The sequence below is a fragment of the Ectopseudomonas guguanensis genome, from assembly GCF_900104265.1.
GTDB lineage: Bacteria > Pseudomonadota > Gammaproteobacteria > Pseudomonadales > Pseudomonadaceae > Aquipseudomonas > Aquipseudomonas guguanensis.
This window is the reverse complement of the sequence record NZ_FNJJ01000006.1, coordinates 232,614-249,750: the sequence shown is the minus strand read 5'-3', so window position 1 is coordinate 249,750 and position 17,137 is coordinate 232,614. Positions and strand designations below refer to the sequence as shown.

Below are 17,137 nucleotides of genomic sequence, written 5' to 3'. Positions count from 1 at the left end.
GCGACCTTCGGGTCGCCTTTTTCATTTCCGCCTTCCCCTAACGCCGCCCTTGTAGGAGCTGCGCCCCGCAGCGAATGGCGGCCATCCCGCAATCCCGAGCACAGCCCAAAGCTTCGCCCCGAGGCGGGGCTCCTACGCTAAACCACAAAAACAACGCTCCCCCTGTAGGAGCCGCGCCCCGCGGCGAATGGTAGCCATCCAGCAATTCCAAGCCTATGCCCAAAAACTATGCCCAACCGCCCTCATATCCACACCGCATCCCAATGCGGATAGTCACCCACGCGCTGCACAAGTCCAGCTCTTAAAGGATTTGCCACCACGTATCTAGCCACGCTTCGAACATCCTCCTCCCGACGCAACGCATGATCATGGAACCCCTTCTGCCATATAGGCCTACCCAGGCGCTTGGCTGAAATGGATTTGACCCTACCTACCAGGCGGGCCAAGTCCTCACTCTGTAGTTGCAACAGCCAATGCAGATGATCAGGCATTACGACAAAGCAGAGCGTTTGGTGTGATCCAAGCTGCTCGTCCTGACGAATGACTCGTATGAGCGTGCGCGCCGCTGAGAAATCAGCAAAGACAGGGATGCGACCGTTGGTTACGGTGGTGACAAGATAGATTTGCCCGCTACTGGACCAGCGTCCATCACGAAGCTTATGTGCGGCGTAGCGTTTCTCAGTCATCGGATTCCCTTCCGTTAGCGCTCGCCAGTTCAGCTTGGCCGAGCCAGAGCCAAAGAAAGCTTCGCCCCGAAGCAGGCCTTCTACACCAAACCGCAAAACAACGCTCCTCTTGTAGGGCGCGGGCCCCGCGGCGAATAGCGGCCATCCAGCGATATCCAACAGCTTCGCCCCGAGGCGGGGCTCCTGCACCAATCCACCCAACGACGCAGCTCCTGTAGGAGCCGCGCCCCGCGGCGAATGGCAGTCATCCCACAATATCGAAGCAACATCCAAAAGCTTCGCCTCGAGGTAGATCTCCCACACAAGACCCTCATTCCCACAACCAACCGCAAAACTCGCTAACACCTTGTTTTTTGGGCTGTTCAAAAGCTGACCAGCGTGCTAAAACCGAACCGTCGAGTCTTCTAGCCGCTTGAAAAAGAAGGGAAAACCATGACCAAGTCGGAGTTGATCGAAAGAATTGTCACCCACCAAGGTCAGCTGTCCTCCAAGGATGTCGAGCTGGCCATCAAGACCATGCTGGAACAAATGTCCCAGGCATTGGCTACGGGGGATCGTATCGAGATTCGCGGCTTCGGCAGCTTTTCGCTGCACTACCGCGCGCCGCGCGTTGGGCGTAACCCGAAAACCGGCCAGTCGGTACGTCTGGACGGCAAGTTCGTGCCGCATTTCAAGCCGGGCAAGGAGTTGCGGGATCGAGTCAACGAGGAAGAATCCTGACCTATGGCCTTAAGGTCTTTCGGTTGAGCCCTAATCCGCCGCCATATCTTTGTCGCGCTTGCGAAATGGTAAAAAACCGGCAAAATGTGCGGGATTTCACAATGCCATCATCTGGCAAGGCTTATCCAGATCACCTAGTCAGAACCCAGTGCCCCATTCATTACCCGCGCTATTGGGCTGAGTCCCTTTAGGTTTTGCCAGTGTTAAGGGATTGACTCGTGCGGTATCCCTCCATTGTTCATCATGGCGCCGTCACTGGCGTGACAGGCTCTTGCCATCAATTGCAGATGGACAGGAGCCACGGGCTTTTAGGACTGTGGCCTTTTTCAAGGGGCTGAAACCTCTCCAGAGGGACAAGCAGGTTCTGAGCGACTAGCATTCCCCTTGGATGGCATCAAGGCTCTGATCGCGACTCATGTCCATATCGACCACGTGGGTCGCATACCCTATTTGTTAGCGGCTGGCTTCAAAGGCCCGATCCTCTGCAGTGAGCCATCGGCCAAGCTTCTACCCATCGTCCTCGAGGATGCCTTCAAGCTCGGTTTCAGCCGCGACCAGAAGTAAGTCGAGCGCTATCTCAAACTGATCGAGCGGCGCATCGTAGCCTTGCCCTACAAGCAGTGGTTCACCTTGATCGACACGAAACAGCTCAAGGCTCGCATTCGTCTACAGCGCGCTGGTCACATCCTCGGTTCGGCCTATGTCGAGGTTGATCTGCACTACCCCGAGACGGGCGAGAAGAAACGTATCGTGTTCTCTGGCGACCTGGGCGCTCCTCATGCGCCAATCCTCGCGGCGCCAAGCCCCATATGAAGCCGATGTTCTGGTCATCGAAAGCACTTACGGCGACCGCCTGCATGAAGATCGCCGCAGTCGTCGTGCGCGTCTGGAGAGGGTGCTCGAGCATGCGCTGAGCAACCAGGGCACGGTGTTGATCCCAGCCTTCAGCATTGGCCGCACTCAAGAGCTGCTCTATGAACTCGAAGACATCATCCATCGCAGAGGCCATTGTTATTGCTGGCAACGGCATGTGCTCAAGTGGCCGTATCGTCAACTACCTCAAAGCAATGCTCAGTGATGAGCGGCATGATGTGCTGTTCGTCGGTTACCAGGCGGCCGGTACGCCCGGACGACAGATCCAGCGCTTTGGATCGCGTAATGGCTATGTGGAATTTGACTGGCAGCGCTATGACATTCGTGCTCAGGTGCATACCATAGGCGGTTATTCTGCCCAGGCAGATCACTGGCCGTCAGAGGTTCGTATCGTACATTGCGAGCTTGAAGCCAAGCAGCAATTTACAACGGTTCTGCAGCAGCGCTACGACGCTGCTGGCAAGACTCTAAGGAAACTCTGAAGAAGACTTCCGGTTTCTGGTGAAATACGCCGATCCCGTTGCCCGAGTATCCCGATGAATCAGATGACCTTCGCCGACGTCGAGTATGCCGGCAAGCGCAAGCAGACCCGCAAGGAGCTGTTCTTGATCGAGATGGATCAGGTGGTGCCTTGGAAGGGTTTGATTGCCTTGATTGAGCCGCACTACCCCAAGGGTGAAGGTGTTCGCCCGGTGTATTCGTTGATGGCGATGCTGCGCGTACATCTGATGCAGAACTGGTTCGGCTACAGCGACCCGGCGATGGAGGAAGCCCTGTATGAGACCACCATCCTGCGCCAGTTCGCCGGCTTGAGCCTGGAGCGCATTCCCGACGAAACCACCATCCTCAACTTCCGCCGTCTGCTGGAGAAACACGAGTTGGCGGCTGGGATTCTGGCGGTGATCAATGGCTATCTGGGCGACCGTGGTCTGTCGCTGCGCCAGGGCACCATTGTCGATGTCACGTTGATCCATGCGCCGAGCTCGACCAAGAACCAGGACGGCAAGCGCGATCCAGAGATGCACCAGACCAAGAAGGGCAGCCAGTACTACTTCAGCATGAAGGCGCATATCGGCGTGGATGACGAATCGGGACTGGTGCACAGCGTAGTGGGTACGGCGGCCAACGTTGCGGACGTTACTCAGGTCGACAAGTTGCTGCATGGCGACGAGAACGTGGCTTGTACGGACGCGGGCTACACCGGCGTTGAAAAGCGTCCAGAGCATGCCGATCGGAAGGTTATCTGGCAGGTGGCGGCACGCCGCAGCACCTACAAGAAGCTCGATAAGCGCAGTGCGCTATACAAGGCCAAGCGCAAGATCGAGAAGGCCAAGGCTCAGGTGCGAGCCAAGGTCGAGCACTCATTTCGCGTGATCAAGCGGCAGTTCGGCTACACCAAGGTGCGTTTCCGGGGGCTGGTGAAGAACACCGCACAACTGGTGACGCTGTTCGCCCTGTCAAACCTGTGGATGGCCCGCCGACATTTGCTGGCAAGCGCAGGAGAGGTGCGCTTGTAATGCGGAAAATGGCCGTCGCGAGGTGCTCGCGACGGCTGAAAGCACTGAAATGAGCGGGTGATCCGATCGTTTTTGATCGATTCACCGCTTTCCAAAAATCGGCAGGGGCTGAAGTCAGCCGGAAACACATGGCTACTTCAGACCATCCCTAAAAATCGTAATTCCGAGAAGTTTGTGATGGAGTGTAAGAGTGACAACTGAGTTGCTACTACCAGTGTTTGCAGGCTGTCTTGCTGGGCGAGGGCTGAGGGTACAATCGAATATGAACTATCTCGGCCGGTTTCGACTCAGTATTCAGGCTTCTGCGTCGCTGGAGCAGATGGAGGGTTCTTATGGGTACTGATCGTCCATGAGAGTCCTTGTGTTATCCCAGTACTTCTGGCCGGAAAGCTTCATCATTAACGACATCGTGCGCACGCTCGAAGAGCAGGGGCACGAGGTGGTGGTCGCCACCGGCAAGCCCAACTATCCAGACGGCAAGATCTTCGATGGCTACCGCGCATCGGGTACCCAGCATGAGCACTATCTGGGACGTATCGAGGTGCTGCGGGTGCCGCTGTGGCCGCGCGGGCAGGGTAGTGCGAAGAGTTTGATCCTCAATTATCTGTCTTTTGTATTCAGTGGTCTGATGTGTCTGCCGTGGATGCTTCGGGGGCGCGAGTTCGACGCCATCCTGGTATATGCTCCATCGCCGATCACCCAAGCGATTCCGGCTATCCTGATCAAGTGGCTGAAGAGGGCGAAGCTGGCCCTGTGGGTGCAGGATCAGTGGCCGGAGAGTCTGTCGGCCACCGGCTTCGTGCGCAATCCGTACCTGTTGCGTGCGGTGGGCTGGATGGTGCGTGCTATCTACCGCCCGTGCGACACCCTGCTAGTGCAATCGCGGGCATTCGTCGAGCCGGTGGCGCAGTATGCCGACCGCGCGAAGATCCAGTACTACCCCAATTCTATGGACGTCAGCACCAGCAAGGCTGTGTTGCCGGTGCCTGACGAGCTGCTCGAATTGCTCGAACAGCACTTTTGTGTAGTGTTCGCCGGCAATCTGGGCACTGCCCAGGCGCTCGATACCCTGGTGCAGGCAGCCGTCCACCTGCGCGATGAGCCGCGTATCCGTCTGGTGCTGGTAGGCAGCGGCAGCCGCCTGGCTTGGCTCAAGGCTCAGCAGCAGGCGCTGGGGCTGGACAACCTGGTGCTGCCGGGACGTTTTCCTATGGAGGCCATGCCGCAGATCTTCGAGCGTGCCTCGGCCTTGCTTGTTTCGCTGAGTGATGAGCCGGCATTCGCCCAGACCATTCCCAGTAAGATCCAGGCGTATATGGCCGCCGGCCGGCCGATCCTGGCCTGCATGAATGGAGAGGGGGCCAGGGTGGTCTGCGAGGCGCAAGCCGGGCTGGCCTCGCCGGCCGAGCAGGTGCTGCCGCTGGTGGCCAACATCTGTTCGCTCAAAGCTCTGGATGCTAGCGAGCGAGAAGCTATGGGGACTTCGGGGAGAGCCTATTTCGATGCCAACTTCGAGATGACCAGCCAGGTGCGCCGGCTTGTTGAGCTACTAAACGCTTGAATTCAAGGTCGCGTTTGAATACGAGCGCGAATCAAAGGACTGTGTAATGAGTTTGCTAGTTTACCCTGCCGCCTTTATGGTCAACACCTTCGCCATGATGCTGGTGATGATCGGTCTTAGCCTGTTCGGCAAGCCGGCGCTGGCGGCCGATTTCGGTCTGATCCATGGTGCCACGGTGGCGCTTTTCTACGCCTTTTCCGGCAATGCGCGTAGCCTGATCCTGGCTGAGTCCGGCGAGATCGACGCGGCCAGCATTCTGCGCCTGCGTCTAATGCTGCTGATGCCGCTGGGCATACTGGCTTTCATGCTGTGTATTGGTGTGGTCGATAGCGGCTGGCTGTTCGTGCTGCTATTGGTGGTGCGGCGGGCAGCGGAGTGGCTGGCGGAAATCTTCCTCAGTGAGCAGGAACTTCATCACCGGGGGCGCGCGGCGCTGCTCTTTCTGCTGATCCAGGGCTGCCTTAGCCTGGCGCTGCTGCCGGCGCTACTCGATGGTGGCGGCCTGGCGCTGCCAATGACCCTGCTCTGGAGCCTGTCGCCACTGATCGGCTGTGTCAGCCTGGGCTTGCTCTGCCGGGCCCTGCGCCACCCCATGCCATTGCTTTCGTGCATCCGCCAGCTGTTGCCGCACTTCGGTTCGACTCTGGTCATCGGTGTCTCGGTGTATGTGTTCCGGCTGTTCATTCTACTGGTGGCGGGCAAGCAGGTGGCCGGCGACCTGTTCTCGGCCTTTGCTCTGGGCGGCATCCTCGGTGCGATGTTCTCTCAGGCGCTGGGGCCGACCATGGTGCGTCACGAGCAGCGTTCCGCTGGGCTGGGGGGACTGGTCCGGCTGTTCAACCTGATGCTGGTGGCGCTGCTACTGGCGGGCTTGGGCCTAGTGACACTGGTCTGGAGCCTGCCGCAGGTGCTCGACTGGACGCGCAAGGGCCAGCTGTTCTGGTTGGCGGTGGGTTGCTCGCTGGCGGGTGGCGTGGTCATGGTGCTGGCGCAGCGCATCCGCCTGCGCATCATCCAGGACAATGTCGGCGGGGATGTATTCGGCTCGGACATCCTGGCAAACATCCTGCTGGTGGCGAGCATTCCGTTGCTCTTCTTTTGGGTTGGCCCTGAGTCGCTGACTCTTTTGTACCTGCTGGGTGCCTTCCTTTCTTACATCTTTTACGCGAGCGAAAAAGGTGGCTTGCCCAAGCTGCTCGGTGTCCGTTTGGGTGGGCATGCAATTCCTTTGCTGCTTGCAGTCATGGTCATGATGCCGGTGTTCTTTCAGTTGAAAGGCGGGGTGTTTGATTCGAAGGATATTGTTTTTTCAAGTGAGGGGGTTTTGTCACAGCTGCCACTCCCGGTTTCAATTTTTGCTTGCTATTTGGGGTTGATTTTTTTCGGTGGCTATTCAGGGGTGCGACGTTCCTTATCAGCCTTCTTTTTTCTATACTTGGGGATGCTTCTTAGTACTTTGCTTGCGGGTCCGGTTTCCAGTGAGCGACTCATTTTGTTGATTCAGTATTTGTTGCCTGTAGCGGCATTGATAATGGGCGAGCAGTTTGGTCAGCAGTCACGAGCTATTCCAGTTCTTTCCAATGCGGCAACATGGGTTCTATGGCTTGTTGTTCCTGTGCAGCTGTTCAGTAGTTGGCAGCTTGGTTATGGGTATCTTTCGCCAAGCTTGTATCTATTCAGTGTTTATCAGCATCTACAGTATGTGCCAGTTTTGTTTGTTGGGCTCTACTGGTTTTTGGTGTTTGCTCGGGATGACAAAAGTGCACCCTGGGATCTATGGGGGCTCGGATTTTTGATGGCGATTTATGTGGTCAAATCGCAGGCTATGGCGGCGATGCTTTTCATGATCTTGGCTGCGAGTGGGTATGCTGTTAGGTATCTCGGTTCAAGAGCTGTAAATGTTTTTGTCTTAGTTGCCTTTCTCGTGTTGGGTGCTTGGTTGGGTTATGTGGATATGGCAGGGCGGCCATCCTTTGTGCAGAAATTTTCTTCTGGTGCGGGGTTGCCTGTGAATATTTTGGAACGAACAGATTACTGGTCTTACTTTAGTGGTAAGGTGTTCGATGATAGTATGGGTTTGCTATTGGGCCATGCGCAGGCTATTGATCGAAATTTGTACCCAAGTTCGCATAATTATTACCTTGATGTTTTGTATGCTTTTGGTTGTGTCGGGTTATTGCCTCTGTTTGGATTGATCCTTTATACCTTGTTCAAAGTGGCTTCTGGTTTTCTTGGGTTATGGCGTCAGCCAGCTTTGCTCGGCCTTGTTGGAGTTTTGCTCTTTTGGGTGCTTGTCGATAACTCGCTAAAGGTCGGGCTGCGTCAGCCTTATTCTGGAATTCTAACCTTCTTTTTCTGGGGGGTTCTGCTAGCGCAGTTCGCGCGGCCAGCGGCGTGTCATGCAACGTTTAATAAAAAGAATGTCTGAGGGTTTTATGCGCTGGGAAGTTCTGATCAAATCTGTGTGGCTGGTCGTATTCGCGTTGATAGCCGTACTCGCCTGCTGCGCGCTGGTCGAGTACCAAGGTAGCGCCTGGGTCTATCTGCTATTCACGGCGCTTTCCACTGCGCTGCTGTTCTTCGGTTTTGACCGTGGCGCGATCTTCTTTGATGCCTTCATCGGCGCGCTGCTGTGGATCGGTTTCTGGCTCAAATTCAGCGTGCGCGTGGCATTCATGGAAGGTGTATTCATGGTGCCGGTAGGCTCTTTCGAGGGCACGCCACAGTCTTGGGATCAGGCTCTGCTGGTCGCGTCCTGTGCCTTTGCTGCTCTGCTACTGGTGCGTTTCGTGCGTGCGCGGTTGTTTTGCTACCCGCAGAATCTGGAGCAGGACGCTTTCCCCGGACTCTATGCGTTTTACCTGCGCTTTCGCTGGCTGGTGCTGGCTGGTTTTGTCGTGCTGGTGCTGCTGGTTGGCATCTCGAATGCCTGGTTCGGCATTTATCAGCGCGGCATGGTGGCCAGGACTCAGCTGCCATTCGGCCTGAACGGCGTCTATACGTGGTTGCTGACTTTCGGCCTGGCAGCCTTAGCCGCAGTTATGCTGCGTTTCGAGTTTGAGCGCAATCGCGACCAGGTCTGGATCGTCGCTACGCTGGCGCTGCTGGAGGGCTTTGTCTCAAGTGTTTCGATTTTGAGTCGTGGCATGGTCCTCAATGCTGGCGCACTAATATATGGTGGAGCGGCGCTGTTCCGACGTATTGAGGCACGGCTGCGCGCAGGGTTGCTGCTATATGTTGGGTTGCTGTTTTTTCTTCTCTTCCTTAGTTCCATGTTGGCAGTGAATAACCTGCGTTCGTATTTTTTTGATTACGCATCACTTGGAACAAGCGTAGAGACGCAAACTAAAGCGCTGTTTCTTGATCGCTGGGTCGGTATCGAAGGCGTGATGTCGGTGATCGACAAGCAAGAGCTGGGCGGCGAGTTGTTCGAGCAGGCCTTGGCTGAGCGTTTCGACCCCTCGGTGACCAGCTTCTATGACAAGAATTTCATCAATTCCTACCATTCGAACACCGGCGAGGACGGTCGCCACTTCATTTCGCTGCCCGGCTATGTCGCATTCCTCTTCTACCCCGGCTCCTACCTGTTCCTGTTCGCTGCGGTGGTGGTGTTCTCCATCTTCGCTGCCGCTCTGGAATACCTGACCTACCGCTTCGTCGGGCGCAACCTGGTGCTCTGTGCGCTGATTGCGCAGGTCGTCGCCTACCGGTTCACCAGTTTTGGCTATGTGCCGATGCAGAGCTACAAACTGTTCGGTACCATCGCCCTGACGCTCCTGACGCTGTATGTCGCGGACAAGCTATGCGGCCTGCTGTTTCGCCGTACGGCTGCATGAATCATTGGGTTTGATTGTTGATCGAAGGTATCTGTAGTGGCAAAGGTTCTGGTTCTGGGTGTCACCGGCATGCTTGGCAATGCCGTCTTTCGCGTGTTCGGTGCCGATGCTGCGCACCAGACTTGGGGTACGCTGCGTAGTGCTGCAGCGCTGCGGTACTTTGCTGCGGATAGCCATGCTCGCCTACTTTGTGGCGTCGATGTGCTCGATCAAGATGCGCTGGCTGCGGTGATGGCCAAGGTCCGGCCGGATGTGGTGATCAACTGCGTCGGCCTGATCAAGCAGCTGGCCGATGCCAAGGACCCGCTCACTGCGCTGCCGATCAACGCCATGCTGCCGCACCGGCTGGCGCGCCTCTGCGAGCTGGCCGGCGCAAGGCTCATACATGTCAGTACCGACTGCGTGTTCTCCGGGCGCAAGGGGTTGTATCAGGAGAGCGATCTCTCGGACGCAGAAGACCTTTACGGCAAGTCCAAGTACATCGGCGAGCTGCACGATCTGCCGCATGCGATCACTTTGCGTACCTCGATCATTGGACACGAACTTGGTTCGAACCACGCGCTGGTGGACTGGTTCCTGTCCCAGCAAGGCAGCGTCAAAGGGTTCACCAGGGCGATCTTCTCCGGCCTGCCGACGGGGGAGCTGGCGCAGGTGATGAAGGATTTCGTGATTCCGCACCCACAGCTCAATGGCCTGTATCATGTCGCCGCCGCGCCGATCGACAAGCACCAACTGCTTGGGTTGGTCGCCGCGCAGTACGGCAAGCAAATCGAGATTCGCCCGGATGATGCGCCGGTGATCGACAGGTCGCTGGAAGGCTCGCGTTTTCGCCTGGCTACCGGCTATGTCGCGCCGGACTGGCCGGAGCTGGTCCAGCGTATGTACGAGCAGCGCTAGTCTACGCTGACGAAAGAGAATCCAAGCAGCCGTTTAGGGAAATCCTGAAGAAGACTTCCCGAATCTGGTGAAATACGCCGATCCCGTTGCCCGAGTATCCCGATGAAGCAGATGACTTTCGCTGACGCCGAGTATGCCGGCAGCGCAGGAGAGGTGCGCTTGTAATGCGGAAAATGGCCGTCGCGAGGTGCTCGCGACGGCTGAAAGCACTGAATGAGCGGGTGATCTGATCGTTTTTGATCGGTTCACCGCTTTCAAAAATCGGCAGTGGCTGAAGCCAGCCCGAAACACATGGCTACTTCAGACTATCCTTAGCTGCGTTAACGTTCTGGAAGGTTTTATGTTCGACGACAAGGTATTGATGATCACCGGTGGCACCGGTTCCTTTGGCCATACGGTGTTGCGGCGCTTCCTCGATACCAATGTGCGCGAGATTCGCATCTTCTCCCGTGACGAGAAGAAGCAGGAGGACATGCGCATTGCCCTGGCCAATGACAAGGTGAAGTTCTACATCGGCGATGTGCGTGACTACGACAGCCTGAAGCAGGCCATGGTCGGTGTTGATTACATCTTCCACGCCGCAGCGCTCAAGCAGGTGCCCTCTTGCGAGTTCTACCCGATGGAAGCGGTGCGCACCAACGTCAACGGCACTGAGAATGTGCTCAACGCGGCCATCGCCAGCGGCGTGAAACGTGTGGTGGTGTTGTCCACCGACAAGGCGGTGTACCCGATCAATGCCATGGGCATCTCCAAGGCCATGGCCGAGAAGCTGATGGTCGCCAAGTCGCGAATGATCCCGGTAGGCGGCACCGTAGTCTGCGCCACCCGCTACGGCAACGTGATGGCCTCACGCGGTTCGGTGATTCCGCTGTTTATCGAGCAATTGCGCAGCGGCGAATCGCTGACCGTGACTGACCCCAACATGACGCGTTTTTTGATGTCGCTGGAGGACTCGGTCGACTTGGTGCTGCACGCCTTCGAGCACGGCGAGCAGGGTGACCTGTTTGTGCAGAAGGCGCCAGCCTCCACCGTCGGTGATCTGGCCCAGGCACTCAAGGAGCTTTTCGGACACGACAACCCGGTGCGGGTGATCGGTACCCGTCACGGCGAGAAGCTTTACGAGTCGCTGGTCTCGCGTGAGGAGATGGCCAAGGCCGAGGATATGGGCCGCTATTACCGCATCCCGGCCGACAACCGCGACCTGAACTACAAGAAGTACTTCGTCGAAGGCGAGGAGAAGATCGCTGAGTTTGACGACTACACCTCGCACAATACTCACCGTCTGGACATACCTGGCATCAAGGACCTCTTGCTCAAGCTCGATTACATCAAGGAGCAGCTCGATGCTTAAGGTCATGACGCTGGTCGGGACTCGCCCGGAACTGATTAAAATGAGCCGGGTGATCGCCGAGCTCGACCGCCAGGTCAACCATGTGTTGGTTCACTCGGGTCAGAACTATGACTACGAGCTCAACCAGGTGTTCTTTGAAGACCTGGAGATCCGCAAGCCCGATCATTTCCTTGGCGCTGCCGGTGAAACTGCCGCGCAGACGATAGCCGAGGTCATCGCCAAGGCAGACGCAGTGTTCGAGTTGGAGAAACCTGACGCGCTGCTGCTCTACGGTGATACCAATACATGCCTGGCCGTAATCGCCGCCAAGCGCCGCAAGATCCCGGTGTTTCATATGGAGGCGGGCAATCGCTGCTTCGATCAGCGTGTGCCGGAAGAGCTTAACCGCAAGGTGCTCGACCATCTCTCCGACATCAACATGGTGCTCACCGAGCATGCCCGCCGTTATCTGATCGCCGAGGGCATTCGTCCCGAGACCATCATCAAGACCGGCTCGCACATGCATGAGGTGCTGGACTACTACCGGCCGAAGATCGAGGCCTCCGACGTCCTTGCTCGTGAGGGGCTTGAGACCGGGAAGTTCTTCATTGTCAGCACCCATCGTGAAGAGAACGTCGACACTCCTGACAACCTGCGCGATCTGCTCGCCACCCTGCGAGCACTGGCCGACGAGTACGGCTTCCCGCTGATCGTTTCGACCCATCCGCGTACGCGCAAGCGTCTGGAAGCGCTGGGTGAGTCGCTGGAGCATCCGTTGATTCGCTTCTCCAGGCCTTTTGGCTTGTTCGACTACATCAAGCTGCAGATGAACGCCTTCTGTGTGCTCTCCGATAGCGGCACCATCACCGAGGAAGCCTCGCTGCTCAACTTGCCGGCGGTGACGCTGCGCAATGCCCATGAACGCCCCGAGGGTATGGATCAGGGCACGCTGATCATGAGTGGAGTGAGGAAGGACTCGGTACTTGCCGCGGTGAAGGTCGTTACCGATCAGCATCGGAGAGGCGAACGCGCTGTTCCCGTAGTTCCAGATTATGAAGGCGGCCCGGTATCGCTGCAGGTGGTGCGGGTGGTCTTGAGCTACACCGACTACGTGAACCGAACCGTCTGGCGCAAGGAGTGAGCATGCGTATTCTGCTGACTGGCTCCAGCGGCTTCGTTGGGCGTGCCGTGCAGGCACGCCTGCTTGCTGATGGCTCGCATCATTTGCGCTGCGCTCTGCGCAAGGCACCGATTACTCCACTCAATGAAGTTGAGTATTGTCTCGCGCCGTCACTGGGAGCGGATGCTGACTGGTCACAGGCGCTCGCGGGCGTCGATGCGGTCATCCACTGTGCGGCGCGGGTGCACGTGATGCAGGAGCAAGCTGCCGACCCACTGGCGGAGTTTCGTCGAGCCAATGTCGAGGGCACCCTGCGCCTGGCGCGTCAGGCAGTGGCAGCGGGTGCGCGACGCTTCGTCTTTGTCAGCTCGATCAAGGTCAATGGCGAACAGACCCTCCCCGGGCAGGCTTACAGGGCGGACGATGTTTCGAATGCGACGGATCCTTACGGTATCTCAAAACGAGAGGCGGAGGACGGGTTACTGAAATTGGCTGCCGAGACCGGTCTGGAGGTGGTAATCGTGCGTCCACCCTTGATCTACGGCCCGGGGGTCAAGGCCAACTTCTTGAGCATGATGCGCTGGCTGCAGCGGGGTGTGCCATTGCCCTTCGGGGCCATAGACAACCGCCGCAGTCTGGTTGCATTGGATAACCTAGTGGACTTGTTGGTTGTGTGTCTCACCCACCCAGAGGCCAGTGGACAGCGTTTTCTGGTCAGTGACGGCGAGGATTTGTCTACCACGGAGCTCATGCGACGCTTGAGTGCCGCTCTCGGGCGTTCGGCCCGGCTCTTGCCTGTGCCGCAGGCGTTGATTGAGCAGGCTGCGATCTTGCTGGGGCGTCGCCAGCTTAGTCAGCGCCTTTGTGGTTCGTTGCAAATCAACATGGACAAGACGCGGGAGCGGCTGGGATGGACTCCGCCTCTTACCGTTGATCAGGCTTTGGCCAAGACAGCTGCGCATTACTTAAAAGAACTATCTCAATGAACCTTATGTTTCTTATGGCCGTCATTGCTGTGTTGGCATGGGGGCTTACGGCACTGTTGCGCCGCTATGCACTGGCCCGCAGCCTGATGGATGTACCCAACGGACGTAGCTCGCACAGCCAACCAACGCCCCGAGGTGGAGGAGTGGCTATCGTTGTGGCATTCCTGGTGGGGTTATGCGTTGCAGTTGTCGCAGGGGTGGAACTGCCGTCCGAGATTTACTATGCGTTGCTAGGCTCTGGTCTGGCAATTGCGTTGCTTGGGTTCCTTGATGACCACGGCCACATCGCCGCGCGCTGGCGTTTGCTCGGGCATTTTGCCGCGGCGGCGTGGGCACTTTTCTGCCTCGGTGGGTTGCCGCCTCTAGCAATACTGGGTCAGGTAGTTGATTTTGGCTGGCTGGGTTATTTGTTGGCCTCCTTGTATTTGGTTTGGTTACTCAACCTTTATAACTTTATGGACGGAATCGATGGTATTGCCAGCGTCGAGGCTATCTGTGTTTGCCTGGGAGGCGCCCTGTTATATGTCCTTCATGGAGATGCTGAAGCTGCAGTGTTACCGCTGATGCTGTCGTTTGCGGTTGCAGGATTTCTTTATTGGAATTTCCCGCCGGCGCGAATCTTCATGGGGGATGCCGGGAGTGGTTTCCTCGGTATCGTGCTTGGTGTTCTTTCCCTACAGGCGGCGTGGATCGACCAATCCTTGTTTTGGGGGTGGCTGATCCTGTTGGGCGTTTTCATCGTGGACGCGACCTTTACTCTGTTTCGCCGTTTGCTCCGCGGAGACAGAGTCTATGAAGCTCATCGCAGTCATGCCTATCAGTATGCTTCGCGTCAGTTCGGTCGACATTTGCCGGTGACCCTGGCGGTGGCCGTGCTCAATCTGTGTTGGTTGTTACCCATAGCCCTGTGGGTGGTGCTGGGTGGCGATGGCTTATTCGGACTGATGTTTGCTTATGCGCCTTTGCTGGTGCTGGCTGTCAAGTTTCGTGCCGGTGAGTTGGAGAACATATGAGCCAGTTGCGTACTTTGCTTGTCGTCGGCGCCGGTGGCCACGGCAAGGCTGTCGCTGAAGCTGCGCTACTTTCCGGCCAATGGCAGCGGGTCAACTTCGTAGATGATAGATGGCCCGCGCTTGAGGCGGTTTGTGGTATGCCTGTTCTCGGTGGTCTGGATCGCTTGGCTGAATATGCCGCAACAGCGGATGGTGCGATCGCAGCGGTCGGTAATAATCGCGTGCGCAGGGTCTGGCAGGAGAGGATTGTCGCGGCAGGGGGGGCGTCATTGGTCAGCGTTGTTCACCCTCGCGCTTGTGTAAGCCCCTCTGCGGTGATTGGTCCTGGGTCGGCCATCATGGCATTGGCAGTCGTAGGCGCCGAGGCTCGGCTGGGACAAGGGGTTATCCTCAACGCGGGGGCGGTGGTCGATCATGATGTGGTTATGCATGACTATGCGCATCTTGGTGTGGGTGCCTGTCTTGCTGGTGGTGTAGTAGTTGGCATGTCGGCTTGGCTTCAGGCCGGTTGCAGTGCGGGGTATGGTGTCGTTATCGAGCCTGGTTGCGTTGTTACGCCCGGCCAAGCTCTGATTGCCAGGGATTGAGGTAATAAGATGATTCGTCAGCAAATAGCGGCGTTGCGCCTACGGCTGTTGCGCTTGTCTCGCCGGCAAAAGCGAATTCTCCAGCTTGCGGTGGATGTACTGCTGATCTGGTTGGCCATGTGGCTCTCATTCGCCATTCGTCTGGGAGACTGGGATGCTGCCAAGCCTTTCTCGGGGCATGGCTGGCTATTTCTACTCGCGCCCGTGATTGCCCTTCCCATCTTTATAAGGATGGGCATGTATCGCGCGGTCATGCGCTATGTGGGTAACGATGCGCTTCTGACCATCGCCAAGGCGGTTACCCTGTCTGCGCTGGTGCTGTCTCTCGCTGTTTATTGGTACCGAGGCCCGACTGCTGTTGTTCCTCGTTCCATGGTGTTCAACTACTGGTGGCTGAGCCTGCTTCTGTTGGGCGGTTTGCGTTTAGCCATGCGGCAGTTCTTCGTCGGCGATTGGTTTGAGCCGATTGCCCGTCGTCTCAGTATCGAATCCGAAATTGCCAGAGTCGCGGTATATGGTGCAGGGGCGGCTGGCAATCAATTGGTCGCTGCATTGCGTCTCGGCAAGGCGATGCGGCCGGTAGCCTTTATAGATGACGATGCGGGAATCTCGAATCGGACCATTGCTGGACTGAAGGTTTATACCCCCAAGCATATTCAGCAGATGATCGACGAAACGGGGGCTGTGGAGATTCTCTTGGCCATGCCCTCTGTGCCTAGAGCACGCAGGCGCGAAATACTGAACTCTCTTGAGCCTTATTCACTGCATGTACGCAGCATTCCCGGGTTCATGGATTTGGCCAGTGGGCGTGTAAAGGTGGGAGATCTCCAAGAGGTCGACATCGCGGATTTGCTCGGGCGCGACGCCGTACCGCCCCGGCAGGATTTGTTCGAGCGCTGCATCAAGAATCAGGTGGTGCTGGTAACGGGGGCTGGAGGTTCTATCGGTTCGGAGTTGTGTCGGCAGATCCTGGCCAGCGGTGCTCGGACGCTGCTGCTCTTCGAGCATAGTGAGTTCAACCTCTACAGTATCCATGCCGAGCTGCAGCGGCGTATCGAGCGGGAGGCGCTGCCGATCAAGCTGGTGCCGATTCTCGGATCCATCCGCAACTACGAACGGTTGTTCGATGTCCTGCAGACCTGGCGGGTCAACACCGTCTACCACGCCGCGGCTTACAAGCATGTGCCGATGGTGGAGCATAACGTTGCCGAGGGTGTGCTCAATAACCTGGTCGGTACACTCAATGCGGCGCAGGCTTCGATCAAGGCCGGGGTGGCCAACTTCGTTCTGATCTCGACTGACAAGGCTGTACGGCCTACCAATGTCATGGGCAGCACCAAGCGCTTGGCCGAGATGGTGCTGCAGGCGTTGAGTCGTGAGTCTGCGCCGTTGCTCTTTGGCGATGAACGTGGCGTTCATCACGTCAACAAGACCCGTTTCACCATGGTGCGCTTCGGTAATGTGCTGGGTTCTTCCGGTTCGGTTATTCCGTTGTTCAGGGAGCAGATCAAGCAGGGCGGGCCGGTGACAGTAACTCATCCGAACATCACCCGTTATTTCATGACCATTCCCGAGGCGGCGCAGCTTGTCATCCAGGCCGGTTCGCTGGGGCAGGGGGGCGATGTGTTCGTGCTGGATATGGGCGAGCCGGTGAAGATTGCCGATCTTGCCGAAAAGATGATTCGTCTGTCCGGCCTGAGTGTGCGAGATGAGCGTAATCCGCATGGTGATATCGCCATCGAGTTCACCGGCTTGCGTCCTGGCGAGAAGCTCTACGAGGAGCTGCTGATTGGCGAAGATGTGAAGCCGACTGAGCATCCGATGATCATGCGCGCTGAAGAGGACATGCTGCCTTGGGAGGAACTCAAGACTCGTTTGAAGGCTTTGCTGGTCGCGGTCAACGAGGATGACTACGCCCGGGTACGCGTGCTACTGCGCGAGACCGTGCATGGGTATGTGCCTGAGGGCGAAATCGTCGACTGGATTCATCTGAGAAATCGCGAGGGCTGAA

The 17,137-nt window shown here is 57.3% G+C and carries 13 protein-coding genes and 1 pseudogene; 13 read left to right on the top strand and 1 reads right to left on the bottom strand.

The window, feature by feature from the left end:
* Window positions 1-242 precede the first annotated feature (242 nt).
* Window positions 243-686, bottom strand: a complete 444-nt coding sequence (locus tag BLS61_RS11160) for an REP-associated tyrosine transposase (RefSeq protein ID WP_090430887.1) — start codon at window positions 684-686, stop codon at window positions 243-245.
* A gap of 432 nt (window positions 687-1,118) precedes the next feature.
* Between BLS61_RS11160 and ihfB the strand changes: the two genes are divergently transcribed.
* The 13 genes and pseudogenes from ihfB to BLS61_RS11095 all read left to right on the top strand — a co-directional run bounded on the left by ihfB (window position 1,119) and on the right by BLS61_RS11095 (window position 17,136).
* On the top strand, window positions 1,119-1,406 hold the full coding sequence (gene ihfB, locus BLS61_RS11155) for an integration host factor subunit beta (RefSeq protein WP_090430781.1): 288 nt from the start codon (window positions 1,119-1,121) through the stop codon (window positions 1,404-1,406).
* Window positions 1,407-1,624: 218 nt separating this feature from the next.
* Window positions 1,625-2,761, top strand: a pseudogene (locus BLS61_RS11150) (MBL fold metallo-hydrolase).
* Window positions 2,762-2,815: 54 nt separating this feature from the next.
* Window positions 2,816-3,796, top strand: coding sequence for an IS5 family transposase (locus BLS61_RS11145; RefSeq protein WP_090430779.1), 981 nt, complete (start codon window positions 2,816-2,818; stop codon window positions 3,794-3,796).
* Between the two features lie 349 nt (window positions 3,797-4,145).
* Window positions 4,146-5,357, top strand: coding sequence for a glycosyltransferase family 4 protein (locus BLS61_RS11140; protein ID WP_090430777.1), 1,212 nt, complete (start codon window positions 4,146-4,148; stop codon window positions 5,355-5,357).
* Window positions 5,358-5,403: 46 nt separating this feature from the next.
* The gene (locus tag BLS61_RS11135; RefSeq protein WP_090430775.1) at window positions 5,404-7,785 is read left to right on the top strand and encodes a hypothetical protein; all 2,382 of its coding nucleotides are present in this window, start codon (window positions 5,404-5,406) and stop codon (window positions 7,783-7,785) included.
* Between the two features lie 7 nt (window positions 7,786-7,792).
* Window positions 7,793-9,193 (top strand): hypothetical protein, encoded by a 1,401-nt coding sequence (locus BLS61_RS11130; RefSeq protein ID WP_090430773.1) that lies wholly within the window; start codon window positions 7,793-7,795, stop codon window positions 9,191-9,193.
* A gap of 36 nt (window positions 9,194-9,229) precedes the next feature.
* A complete protein-coding gene (locus tag BLS61_RS11125; RefSeq protein WP_279615165.1) occupies window positions 9,230-10,090 on the top strand; it encodes a dTDP-4-dehydrorhamnose reductase family protein in 861 nt (286 codons plus the stop codon).
* A 340-nt stretch (window positions 10,091-10,430) separates the two neighbouring features.
* Window positions 10,431-11,441 carry a polysaccharide biosynthesis protein gene (locus BLS61_RS11120; RefSeq protein ID WP_090430771.1) on the top strand — a complete coding sequence of 337 codons (1,011 nt, stop codon included), beginning with the start codon at window positions 10,431-10,433 and terminating at the stop codon, window positions 11,439-11,441.
* Window positions 11,434-12,561 carry a non-hydrolyzing UDP-N-acetylglucosamine 2-epimerase gene (gene wecB / locus BLS61_RS11115; RefSeq protein ID WP_090430768.1) on the top strand — a complete coding sequence of 376 codons (1,128 nt, stop codon included), beginning with the start codon at window positions 11,434-11,436 and terminating at the stop codon, window positions 12,559-12,561. The genes BLS61_RS11120 and wecB overlap by 8 nt, the downstream gene beginning before the upstream one ends.
* A 2-nt stretch (window positions 12,562-12,563) precedes the next feature.
* On the top strand, window positions 12,564-13,526 hold the full coding sequence (locus tag BLS61_RS11110) for a UDP-glucose 4-epimerase family protein (RefSeq protein WP_090430766.1): 963 nt from the start codon (window positions 12,564-12,566) through the stop codon (window positions 13,524-13,526).
* On the top strand, window positions 13,523-14,539 hold the full coding sequence (locus tag BLS61_RS11105) for an MraY family glycosyltransferase (protein WP_090430764.1): 1,017 nt from the start codon (window positions 13,523-13,525) through the stop codon (window positions 14,537-14,539). Before BLS61_RS11110 ends, BLS61_RS11105 begins: the two co-directional genes overlap by 4 nt.
* Window positions 14,536-15,126, top strand: coding sequence for a PglD-related sugar-binding protein (locus BLS61_RS11100; RefSeq protein WP_090430762.1), 591 nt, complete (start codon window positions 14,536-14,538; stop codon window positions 15,124-15,126). Before BLS61_RS11105 ends, BLS61_RS11100 begins: the two co-directional genes overlap by 4 nt.
* A gap of 9 nt (window positions 15,127-15,135) precedes the next feature.
* Window positions 15,136-17,136, top strand: coding sequence for a polysaccharide biosynthesis protein (locus BLS61_RS11095; protein ID WP_090430760.1), 2,001 nt, complete (start codon window positions 15,136-15,138; stop codon window positions 17,134-17,136).
* Window position 17,137: the final 1 nt, after the last annotated feature.

Excerpts from the sequence above, each read along its gene's own strand:
- BLS61_RS11110 (WP_090430766.1), top strand. The coding sequence starts at position 12,564 with ATGCGTATTCTGCTGACTGGCTCCAGCGGCTTCGTTGGGCGTGCCGTG.
- BLS61_RS11130 (WP_090430773.1), top strand. The coding sequence starts at position 7,793 with ATGCGCTGGGAAGTTCTGATCAAATCTGTGTGGCTGGTCGTATTCGCG.
- ihfB (WP_090430781.1), top strand. The coding sequence starts at position 1,119 with ATGACCAAGTCGGAGTTGATCGAAAGAATTGTCACCCACCAAGGTCAG.
- BLS61_RS11105 (WP_090430764.1), top strand. The coding sequence starts at position 13,523 with ATGAACCTTATGTTTCTTATGGCCGTCATTGCTGTGTTGGCATGGGGG.
- BLS61_RS11095 (WP_090430760.1), top strand. The coding sequence starts at position 15,136 with ATGATTCGTCAGCAAATAGCGGCGTTGCGCCTACGGCTGTTGCGCTTG.
- BLS61_RS11135 (WP_090430775.1), top strand. The coding sequence starts at position 5,404 with ATGAGTTTGCTAGTTTACCCTGCCGCCTTTATGGTCAACACCTTCGCC.
- wecB (WP_090430768.1), top strand. The coding sequence starts at position 11,434 with ATGCTTAAGGTCATGACGCTGGTCGGGACTCGCCCGGAACTGATTAAA.
- BLS61_RS11140 (WP_090430777.1), top strand. The coding sequence starts at position 4,146 with ATGAGAGTCCTTGTGTTATCCCAGTACTTCTGGCCGGAAAGCTTCATC.
- BLS61_RS11160 (WP_090430887.1), bottom strand. The coding sequence starts at position 686 with ATGACTGAGAAACGCTACGCCGCACATAAGCTTCGTGATGGACGCTGG.
- BLS61_RS11120 (WP_090430771.1), top strand. The coding sequence starts at position 10,431 with ATGTTCGACGACAAGGTATTGATGATCACCGGTGGCACCGGTTCCTTT.
- BLS61_RS11145 (WP_090430779.1), top strand. The coding sequence starts at position 2,816 with ATGAATCAGATGACCTTCGCCGACGTCGAGTATGCCGGCAAGCGCAAG.
- BLS61_RS11100 (WP_090430762.1), top strand. The coding sequence starts at position 14,536 with ATGAGCCAGTTGCGTACTTTGCTTGTCGTCGGCGCCGGTGGCCACGGC.